The sequence below is a fragment of the Streptomyces katrae genome, from assembly GCF_000966975.1.
GTDB lineage: Bacteria > Actinomycetota > Actinomycetes > Streptomycetales > Streptomycetaceae > Streptomyces > Streptomyces katrae.
The window spans coordinates 1-3,770 of record NZ_JZWV01000252.1 but is presented as its reverse complement, the minus strand read 5'-3'; the positions used below and the strand labels follow the sequence as shown (position 1 = coordinate 3,770).

Annotated in this window: 4 protein-coding genes and 1 pseudogene; all 5 read right to left on the bottom strand. The window is 73.1% G+C overall.

The features are described 5' to 3' along the window. Nucleotides 1–590 (bottom strand): annotated as a pseudogene (locus VR44_RS11155) (urease subunit alpha); the annotation flags it as partial. Then, nucleotides 587–1,291: an urease subunit gamma gene (gene ureA, locus VR44_RS11150; protein WP_045947278.1), complete on the bottom strand. Its 705-nt coding sequence runs from the start codon at nt 1,289–1,291 to the stop codon at nt 587–589. The gene ureA and the pseudogene VR44_RS11155, both read right to left, overlap by 4 nt. A 159-nt stretch (nt 1,292–1,450) precedes the next feature. Beyond that, complete coding sequence (locus VR44_RS11145; protein WP_045947276.1) at nt 1,451–2,032, bottom strand: TetR/AcrR family transcriptional regulator; 582 nt, start codon at nt 2,030–2,032, stop codon at nt 1,451–1,453. 83 nt (nt 2,033–2,115) lie between these two features. Next, nucleotides 2,116–3,276, bottom strand: coding sequence for an agmatine deiminase family protein (locus VR44_RS11140; RefSeq protein WP_045947275.1), 1,161 nt, complete (start codon nt 3,274–3,276; stop codon nt 2,116–2,118). A gap of 117 nt (nt 3,277–3,393) precedes the next feature. Further along, the coding region (locus VR44_RS11135; RefSeq protein WP_045947274.1) for a hypothetical protein at nt 3,394–3,770 on the bottom strand (377 nt) is incomplete at its 5' end.

The window sequence follows — 3,770 nt, the reverse complement described above, 5'->3', positions numbered from 1 at the left end:
GCGTCGAAGGCGTTGAACCCGTGCTTGAGCGCCCAGGGCGAGTTCACGCCCACGCCCCAGGCGGGTCCGATCTCCTGGCCGATGACCGTGGTGACACCACTGGCGAGCGAGGCCTCCATGATCCGCGGCGAGAGCAGGTGGACATGGGTGTCGACCGCCCCCGCCGTGGCGATCAGGCCCTCACCCGAGATCATCGTCGTCCCGGTGCCCACCACCACGTCCACCCCTTCGAGGGTGTCCGGGTTGCCGGCCCGGCCGATGGCGTGGATACGGCCCTCGCGGATGCCGATCGACACCTTCCTGATGCCGAGGACGGCATCGATGACCAGGACGTTGCTGATCACCACGTCACAGGTCCCGCGGACGGCGGCGGCCTTCAGGTGCAGGCCGTCGCGGGCCGTCTTGCCGAAGCCGGCCAGGAACTCGTCACCGGGCTTCTGCGCGTCCGACTCCACCCGGACGACGAGCCCCGAGTCGCCGAGCCGGACCCGGTCCCCGGCGCGGGGGCCGTGCACCGTGGCGTACTCGTAAGGGTCGATGTGCCGGCTGCCGGGAGCGCAGTGGTCGCTGTGGCGGGAGGGTCTGCTCATGCCGCGCTCCCTTCCGGAGCCACCGCTCCGAGGTAGCCGCAGGCCACGGCCCGGCGCAGGGCCTCCGCCTTGGCGCCGGGGGCGTCCAGGGGGCCGTCGACCAGTCCGGCGAAACCGATCGCGATCCGCGCGCCGCCGATCGGGACCAGGCCCACCTCGACGACGGCGCCGGAGTCGAAGCGGGTGGAGGAGCCGGCCGCTACCGCCAGCCGCATTCCGTAGGCGGCGGCGCGGTCGAAGTCGAGGCGGGGGTTCGCCTCGAAGAAGTGGAAGTGGGAGGTGACGCTCACCGGCACGGCGGCGGTGTTGCGCACGGCCAGGGTGAGCGCGGGCTCCGGCTCGTCGACGGTGTCGGCGCCCGGCAGCACGGCGCCGGGGGCCTCGTCGTCGCGGGGCCGCGCCCCGAAGGGGTCGCCCACCGCGGCGAGCCGGGTGCCGTCCTCGAAGACGGCCTCGACCATGACCTCGGTGACGATGTCCACCACGCCGGGCAGTACGTCGTCGGGGCCGAGGACGGAACGGCCGCGTTGGAGGGCCTCGGCGAGGCGGACCCCGTCGCGGGCGGCTTCGCACACCGTGTCCGCGATCAGCGCCGTGGCCTCGGGGACGTTGAGCCGCAGGCCCCGCGCCCGGCGGGCCCGGGCCAGCTCGGCGGCGCCGAACAGCAGGAGCCGGTCGCGTTCGGTGGGGGTCAGCGGCACGGGGACCACCGCGTAGGGGAAACGTTCATGATCATTCCTTTTGGATTGCGCCGGCCCTGGGGACGACTCCGGGCGACGCGAGGAACTGTGGCACTGACTGAAAATTCAGTCAAGAGTTGCGACAAGGAAAGGCCCCGGCCCAGGGCGAGGCGGAACGCCTCAGTACCGCTGGAGTCCGGCCAGCTCGGCTTCGATGGCCCCGCGCATCAGCTCGCGCGCATGGTCGATCCGGATGCCGCCGCTGAGCCAGCGCATGCTCAGCCCCTCCAGCAGGGCGGTGAGGCGTTCGGCGGCCTCGGCGAGCGAGGAGGCGGTCGCCATCGGCTGGACCTGCCCCAGCAGCGCGGCGACCTCCTGGACCCAGACCAGGGTGGCCCGGGCGAGGTCCTCGCGCAGCACCTCGTCGAAGACGGCACTGGCCCGCAGTTCACCCCAGGCCGAGCTGTTCTCCCGGACCTCCACGGTGTCCTGGAGCTCCAGCAGCAGCGTCTCGTCCAGCTCCTCCCGGGGGGTGAGCGGAGGGGCGTCCGGGTCGCGGTCGGTGGTGTAGCGCTCGGCGCGGTCGTTGATGAACTCGAGGGTCTGGCGCAGGACCCCGGTACGGTCCTTGAAGTGGTAGTAGATCAGGGCGGTGGACACCCCGGCCTCGGCCGCGAGTTCCTCCACGCGCAGCCCGCGGACCCCGCGCCGGGCGATGACCCGGGCGGCCGCTTCGAGGATCTGAGTGCTGCGAGACGCCATGACCCGCACCTTACCGGGGCGTTCGGCGGCGGGCGCACGCGGCCCGTCCCCGGACCGGGGGACCCGCCGGGGCTCGGCGTCCATCAGACCGCCGGCGGGACGGCCGGGTGCGACTGGGTGGCGCAGTGGATGCCGCCGCCACCGCTCGCGATGCCGTCGATGACGATCTGGACCACCTCCCGGCCGGGATAGGCGGCCTGCAGGATGGAGCGGGCCGCGGCGTCCGCGGCGGCGTCGCCGAACCGGGGGGCGATGACCGCGCCGTTCGGGGTGTAGTAGTTGGTGTAGCTGGACAGGAATTCCGTCCCCCTGCCGGTGATCTTGGTGCGGTCCGGGCCGGGCAGCTCGGTGACGGCCAGACGGCGGCCCCGGGCGTCGGTGGCGTCCCGCAGGACCTTCTTGGTCTCCTCGTAGACCGCGACCCACTTGGGGTCCGTGTCGGGTCCGGGCCTGTCGAGGATGACCTTGCCCGGGGCCGTGAAGCGGGCCAGGCAGTCGATGTGGCAGTCGGTGATGTCCGCGCCCGCCAGGCCCGGCGCCCAGATGACCTTCTCGATGCCGAGCGCAGTCTTCAGCTCCTGCTCCACCTGCTGTTGCGTCATACCCGGGTTCCGGTTGGGGTTCACCAGCGAGCTGACGGTGGCCAGCAGGGTCCCCTCGCCGTCCGTCTCCAGCGAGCCGCCCTCTCCGGTGAAGCCCGCCCGGACGCGGTTCACGGCGTACTCGCCGAGGAGGATGCCGGCGGCCGCGGCGTCGTTGGCGTAGGGCTGGGCGTACCGGGTGCCCGCCTTGCCCCAGCCGTTGAAGTTGGTGTCCACGCCGGCGACGGCTCCCGGCCCCGCCAGGAAGGTGGGGCCGAAATCGCGGATCCACAGGTCGTCGACCGGTATCTCGATGACGTCGATGGCGTGGCGGGCGCCGCGGCCGCACTGGTAGCGGGCGTCGGCGGCCTGGCCGGGGCGGGCCAGCACCACGACCGGCTCGAAGCGGGATATCTCGTACGCCACGCCCGCGATGTCCGCGCGCACGTCCGCCAGCCCGCCGCTGCCCCACACCCGGGAGAGAGCGGGCCAGGCCATGTACGTGCGGACGTGCGCGTCGGTCTCGGCGGGCATGGTCAGCCCGGCCGGGGCGCCGGCGGCACGCGCGGGGACGGAGGGGAGGACCGGGCCGAGGGCCGCCAGCGGCAGGGCCGCCGCGCCGAGCTGGAGCAGCCGGCGACGGGAGGTGGTGGGCGATTCCATGGGGGGCTCCCTGAAGAGGAAGGGGCGGGGATCGATGGGCATCCTCGCGCTAACTGAAAATTCAGTCAATACATCGAGGAGGATTGGAGGAATGCCTTCCGCGTGGGCGCCTCCGGCTCAGCCGAGGTGGTACTGGTCCACGACGATCGTGACGGGTCCGGCGGCGGCCGCCCGGCGCAGCCGCACGACGGCCAGGTCGCGCCGGTCGGGGCTGCGGACGCAGAACGGCCGCTCCCCCGCCAGGGCGCTGAAGGGCAGGGAGGTGACGGGCTTGGTCTCGATGCCGTGGAGGCAGCCGGGCACCGTGAGCGCCTCGCCGTCGGACACGAAGGAGTCGGACTCCTCGGAGGGCACGAAGGACTGGGCGTCCCGCGCGAGGAACCAGGTGGCCGTCTCGGCGGGCACCACCTTGCCGGCCTTCAGGTCGAACTCGTACCCGGCGTCGGGAGCGGTGAGCTCGACCTGGGTGTACCCGGCCCGGTGGGGGGTGGGGG